The 6,705-nt window shown below is 43.8% G+C and carries 4 protein-coding genes; 2 read left to right on the forward strand and 2 right to left on the reverse strand.

Annotated features, from left to right (window positions below; genetic code table 11):
* Nucleotides 1-283 precede the first annotated feature (283 nt).
* Nucleotides 284-505: a hypothetical protein gene (locus QTO06_RS24625; RefSeq protein ID WP_005442428.1), complete on the reverse strand. Its 222-nt coding sequence runs from the start codon at nt 503-505 to the stop codon at nt 284-286.
* Between the two features lie 256 nt (nt 506-761).
* Nucleotides 762-2,195 (reverse strand): glyceraldehyde-3-phosphate dehydrogenase, encoded by a 1,434-nt coding sequence (locus QTO06_RS24630; RefSeq protein WP_331410256.1) that lies wholly within the window; start codon nt 2,193-2,195, stop codon nt 762-764.
* 631 nt (nt 2,196-2,826) lie between these two features.
* Between QTO06_RS24630 and QTO06_RS24635 the strand changes: the two genes are divergently transcribed.
* Together QTO06_RS24635 and QTO06_RS24640 are read left to right on the forward strand one after the other, a co-directional pair.
* Entirely contained in the window at nt 2,827-5,463 is a 2,637-nt protein-coding gene (locus QTO06_RS24635; RefSeq protein WP_331410258.1) for a hybrid sensor histidine kinase/response regulator, read from the forward strand.
* 59 nt (nt 5,464-5,522) lie between these two features.
* Nucleotides 5,523-6,512 (forward strand): Gfo/Idh/MocA family protein, encoded by a 990-nt coding sequence (locus QTO06_RS24640; protein WP_331410259.1) that lies wholly within the window; start codon nt 5,523-5,525, stop codon nt 6,510-6,512.
* Nucleotides 6,513-6,705 lie beyond the last annotated feature (193 nt).

The raw sequence follows: 6,705 nt of genomic DNA on the forward strand, positions 1-6,705 counted from the left end.
ATAAGTCAGTTCGCCTCTTTCAACTTGGTCAACAACATCCAATTTAAAAGCGAGGGAATAATCGCATTGAGTTCGTCTAGTTATTGATTTCATAACACTCTCCAATTTTCTGGTTGGGAAGTGTCAACCTTATTTAGGATGGGTCAAACAGAAGGAAAAGAAGGTTACCAAGATGGTAGCTTTTTTGTATATGGCAGACAAAAAAACATCCTAACTCTTAACGAGATAGGATGTCAGCAAAGAAGGTTGCTCAGGAACATAGGGGGAGTGTGGAACCTTCAGATTAGCGACGAACTTCTTCAAACTCGCCTTCAATCGCGTCGGATTTGCCCGTATTGAATTCATACTCTTCATGCATTTCTTGTTGCATTTGCTTTACGCGTTTTTCAATACGTTTACCAGTGATTAGGGCTGCGATGGTCAATGGAATCGCCATGATTAGGCTAAATACCAAAGTAAAAAAGCCAGTAATCAGTGCCAATGCAGTAACGATAATTCGATTCATAATCATGACCTCTCTTTCAATCTATGGGTTCATATTACGGGTTTGAATATGAACGAAACATGAATATACCGTTCAATTTCGCATCGATTTGTCTGAGGAATGTCAAAGTGTCTTAAAAACGAAAAAACGCCTGAGGGTCATCAGACGTATAAGCGGGGAAGTATATTAGTAATGCGCAAGGCGCTTATTATTTAAAACAAATGCTGGGGTGTTGCTCGTTACACATTGTGGTTAACGTTGTGGAGCAAGGTTCACCTTATCGAGGGAATGTTTGGTAACGAACACCCATCATTTGTTCCATACAGTGTACAACTTGACAGCTGTAACCAAATTCGTTGTCGTACCAGATGTACAGTACACAGCGCTTGTCTTGAGCGATGGTTGCTTGACCGTCGACCACACCTGCGTGGCGAGAACCCACTAGATCGCTTGATACGATTTCTGTCGAATCTGTGTAATCGATCTGCGCAGAAAGCTCAGAGTTTAATGCCATTTCACGTAGGTATTCGTTCAGCGAATCACGGTCTACATCTTCACCCAAGTTAAGGTTTGCAACAGCCATTGATACGTTCGGAGTCGGTACACGAATTGCGTTGCCTGTAAGCTTACCTGCAAGTTCTGGAAGTGCTTTTGCTACCGCTTTCGCTGCGCCTGTTGACGTAAGAACCATGTTCAATGAAGCACTACGACCACGGCGATCGCCTGAGTGGAAGTTGTCGATTAGGTTTTGATCGTTGGTGTAAGAGTGAACGGTCTCAATGTGGCCTGAAAGCACGCCGTATTTATCGTTAAGTGCTTTAAGTACCGGAGTGATAGCGTTAGTCGTACAGCTCGCTGCGGAGATGATGGTGTCATCTTCTTGAATCACAGATTCATTCACACCAAATACTACGTTCTTGATGTCGCCTTTACCTGGTGCGGTAAGCAGTACTTTCTCTGCACCGTTACACGCTACGTGTTGGCTAAGACCTTCGGCATCGCGCCAAACGCCCGTGTTATCAACAACTAGCGCATTGTTGATACCGTAAACTGAGTAGTCCACATCGCTCGGGCTGTTGGCGTAAATAATTTGAATGTAGTTACCGTTTACGATCAGCGCTTTGCGCTCTTCATCAATCACGATACTACCGTTGAACTGTCCATGAACGGAGTCACGACGTAGCAAGCTTGCACGCTTCTCAAGATCACCTTTCTTGCCGCCACGTACCACGATAGCACGCAGACGAAGCGGGTAACCCGGACCACTCTTTTCAATCAGCAGACGAGTAAGTAGACGACCAATTCGACCGAAACCGTAAAGAACCACATCACGAGCAGCCAGAGATGAATCTGCATCGCGAGCACCATGTAAAGCGGTGTGTAAGAAGTCTTTAAGTGCTGCAGTGTCTTCGTGATCTTTCCAGTACATACCAGCAAGCTGACCAACATCAACGCGGCAAGACGAGATGCTCATTTCGCACAGCGCTTGGATGATTGGCATGGTTTGTTCTAGAGAGAGAGGGCTTCCGGTGTAACGTCTTGCAATACGGTGAGTTTTGAGAATGTCTATGGTTGTTGCGTTGATAAGTGTTTTACCAAACAGAACCACTTCGATTCCTTTTTGACGATACAGCTTACCAATAAGAGGGGAGATAGATTCAGCAATCGTTTGGCTAGTTTGCCAATCTTGGAGATATTTCTCTGGACTCATTGTTGTTTTGGACCTTTCACGTTTTGGGGGCTGACCTTACTTTCTGCTGTTACCTCAACGGTAGAGCGTGAAGTGAGGGTGTTTTTTAATTGGGTTGTAATAATAATGTGTGCGGATTGTACGGGTGGAGGTCTTATTCTGCTAGGAAAAATAAATCCAGTTTAAAGTGTGGTAAATCGTCATTTTAATGGTTTATTAATGTGACTAAGGCAGGGTTTGATGGGGATTGACTTTTTACAAATATAAAACTTAATTCGCGATGATAAAGGATCGTTTCAAATGGAAAGGCTGTAACAATGATAGGGTGTATTTGGTTTTTGTGACCCTTGTTATCTTTAACACGAAAATAGTAAACGTTTTAGGCGCTTTTTAGCGATAGTTCGGGATTCACCAATGGTATGAGTCGATTTAACCAAATCTGTTTAAAAATGATGCTGCAAAATTTTGCAAGTAATCACATTTTTTGTTTGGTCAACCTTGGTGCAATAAAGGGCTCTAAGTGTTGTTTTTGCCTATTTGAGCAAATAAGCATAGTAAAAGTGCCAATAAAACCCTTCGTATAAGTTCATATTCAATCTATGAAAGTAGTCTAGTATTAATTCGAGGGCTTTTTCTTAACTCGGGCGAACGGATGATAAAACTTTCTATAAAATTACGTTTAGCTCTACTCGCACTGTTACCTGCGGTGGTTATTTTTGTGTTCGCCGTTCATCAATTCTCTATTAACTCCCAACGAGTCGCCAGACTCAATGAAACCATCAGTAATATCCAAGGCTTGAAGCTGATTTCTGAAGCTTCTCACTTTGTATACGAGATGGAGAAAGAGCGTCATCAATATGAAGAAGAACAGCCTCTTCCTATTGAGGTGAAAGTTCAACGAGATAAAGCGCTCGCCATTTATAACAAGTTCATGAAAAACAGCCACACCTTGGAGTATTCCGATGATTTAAAGCAAGCCATGTTAGATGTGATCTCTGGTGACATAAGGGGCAGTGTGGATGCGGGAGATTGGTCATTTCGTCTCTTACAGGAAATGTCTGAAGCATTGGTTCAGCATTACCACCTATTCGACAGTGACGAGGCGCATTGGATGCAAGACTTCATTGCTTATCTCGCACAGCTTTCTTATTGGACGCAAAAAGAGGCGTGGTTAACCTATCGCTTGGTGTTAGAGCCAGAAAGTAAGCCGAATCAAGGGATGTTTTTCCAAGCAATTGAGCGACAACAGCAAAGTTTGGAAGGGGTCCTTAAGCTAGGGGCTTCAAATGAGCAAGTTGATAAACTACTGAGCTTGTACACATCGCCGCGCTATCTCTCTAGCATTGAAGCTCGTGGACGTTTGATGGCTGGTGAGTTGTCGCAATCGGACTATGTGACTTATCTGAGAGACCTTGACCACCGCGTGCAACGTTTACAAGTAATGACGGAAGGGTTCACTCAGCAAGTCGAGAGTGCGTTGTTAGTCCAAGTCAGCTCTCAAAAACAAAGCATCACGTTGATGACGTCGGGAGTCATGGTCATCATCGTCTTGTTGTGTTGGTTGGGATTTGGTACTTGGTATCGAGTGTACAGCAAACTGGACGCCATTATTCACTCTCTCAACACTCTCATCCATGAACATGTGAAAGAAGAGAAGGTTGCCGTTGACGGTAATGATGAATTCACCATTTTCGCGCAGCAAGTCAACCGCATGATGGAAGAGCAAAATCGACAAACAGAAGAGATTCTGAAAACCAAAGAGTCAGCCATCTCTGCAAACCGCGCAAAATCGGTCTTTCTTGCCAGTATGTCTCATGAAATACGAACTCCGCTGAATGGCATTATCGGCATGACTGAGATACTGTCCCAAAGTGATCTTTCCGATCATCAGAAAGAAGTCTTAACCGATATTGATACTTCGTCTCATACGTTGTTGACTCTGCTCAACGACATTCTTGATTTATCGAAAATTGAATCCGGCCACTTGCAACTTTCCTTAATAGAGACGGACATTCGCGAGGTCGTTTATCAGTCGATGATTTTATTTCAATCCAAGGCAACGTCTAAGCAATTGGAATTAAACATCAACCTAGATGAACGTATTCCTCCGCGCATTATGGTCGACGATCACCGTATCAAACAGATCATTATGAACTTAGTCTCGAATGCAGTGAAGTTCACTCATGAAGGGCACATTTCAGTCGATGTTGATTATCAAGAGTCGACGACGCAAAAGAGTGTTTTCTTAACGTTCAGGGTGACAGATACTGGTGGGGGTATTGAGCAAGACAAACTGAATACCATCTTCGAACCTTTTACTCAGGAAGATGAAGGCATCTCGCGCCAGTTTGGTGGCACTGGATTAGGTTTAGCGATTTGTCGTCAATTGGTTGCCATGATGGGGGGCAAACTCACCGCTACGTCATCGAAAGGGATTGGAACCAGATTCGAATTCTCAATCGAAGTGGAAGTGCTTCCAATTGTTGGTTGGCGTTCAGAAATAATCCGAACCGGTATACTCATCGCAAACCAATACCCTTACACCGGCCAAATTGTTAAAGAATGTCGCTTGGCAGGAATACGACTCTCAGAGGCTAAGCACATTGAGGATTTGACCTCGACTGCAAGAGAATCTGAAGTCATTTTTTACTGCCATGATGGTAAAAGTAAGTTGGATTCGGCCATCGATGAGTTAGAGAGTTATGTTGACGCGAGCCGAATTATTGTGTGTCAGCATCATCTCACCACCACCTATACCAACTCAGAACGAATTCATGCGGTGTTGACTCAACCATTTCTTGGTAATCGCTTTAGGCATGCTATTGATGAGCTTGCTCAAGTTGAGCAGAATGCTGAAAGTGACAATGTCACGAAAGCAGCTGTGATTCACAATATTAATCAGTCACGCACACATCGTCGCATTTTGATTGCCGAAGACAATTTGATGAACCAAAAGATAGCCAGTTTCTTTCTAGATAAAGCAGGGTACGATTATCTTATCGCGAGCAATGGGCAAGAAGCTCTGGAGGCAATCACTACAGGCGAGCAATTTGATGCCATTTTGATGGACTGCATGATGCCGATAATGGATGGGTTGACTGCGACAAAAGAGATTCGTCGTTGGGAGAAAGAAGTCGGGAGCGACAAAATCACAATCATTGCTCTTACCGCTAGCGTGCTAGAAGAAGATATCCAAAACTGTTTTGCTGCAGGGATGGACGCATACTTACCGAAACCTTACAAATCGAATCAACTGTTTGAGTTGTTTAATGAACTAAAGCTTGCTTAAATCGCACTTGAAAGCCGGACTCTTTACGGCTTTTAGAACGATAAAGAAAAGGAAGTAACATGTTCAAACTTGCTGTAATCGGGACGAACTGGATCTCTCAACAATTTGTTGAAGCGGCGATTCAGACCAAAGAGTTTTGTCTTCACGCCGTCTACTCTCGTGATGTAGAGAAAGCACGCGAATTTGGCTCACCTTACAACGCAGAAGCTTATTACGATAACCTCGATGCTTTAGGGGCGGATGAAAGCGTTGATGCAGTATACATCGCGAGCCCAAACTCATTTCATGCGCCTCAGGCAGTGCAGATGCTCAAAGCGGGCAAGCACGTGATCTGTGAAAAGCCGATGGCATCAAATTATTCTCTTGCTCAAACGATGTTTAAAGCGGCTGAAGAAAATAATGTCGTGTTGTTTGAAGCCTTCATGTCGCCATACACTCCGAATTTCCAAGTATTGAAAGACAGTCTACCGACGATCGCGCCTCTTCGTCATGCTACGATCAGTTACTGTCAGTACTCTTCTCGCTATCAGAAATATCTAAATGGTGAGAATCCAAACACTTTCAATCCTGAGTTTTCCAATGGCTCCATCATGGACATTGGTTACTACTGTGTTGGTTCTGCTGTTGAGTTGTTTGGAGAGCCTAACAGCGTACAAGCAAGTGCTCATGTTCTGCCTTCCGGCGTTGATGGTTGTGGCAGCGTGACGCTGGCTTACGATGGCTTTAATGTGAACCTATTGCACTCGAAGGTGAGTGATTCACTTATCCCAAGCGAATTCCAAGGTGAACAGGGCAGTGTGCTGGTGGATATGATTGCCACAGGTCGTGGTGTTAAACGCATTCTACGTGGCGAAGACAAAGAGGTTCTCACGCTACCTCAAGAAGAGAACCACATGTTCTATGAAGCGCAGGCATTTGCTAAGCAACTAAAACTTGGCTCGATTGACCCTCAAATGAAGCTGCGCTCATTGACGGTCGCCAAAGTGCTAACCGAAGTGAGAAGACAAACTGGTGTTGTATTCCCTGCCGATAAAATCGCATTAGGTTAATTTACTCAACTTCCCTACCAAATACTAAAAAGCCCTCGTTATGACTGTCTCTTGATCACAAGTCTAGTGATCAAGAGACATTGCGAGCTCGTAGCCTTCAAGGATGGTTTGCAGTTTAAACCATCCTTCCCAAAGTGCCTTTATTGAAGCTCTGCCCGTCCTCTTGGTATCTTTCCAACCACCTAATTTGGCA

It is taken from the genome of Vibrio sp. M260121 (assembly GCF_036533715.1).
Classification (GTDB): domain Bacteria; phylum Pseudomonadota; class Gammaproteobacteria; order Enterobacterales; family Vibrionaceae; genus Vibrio.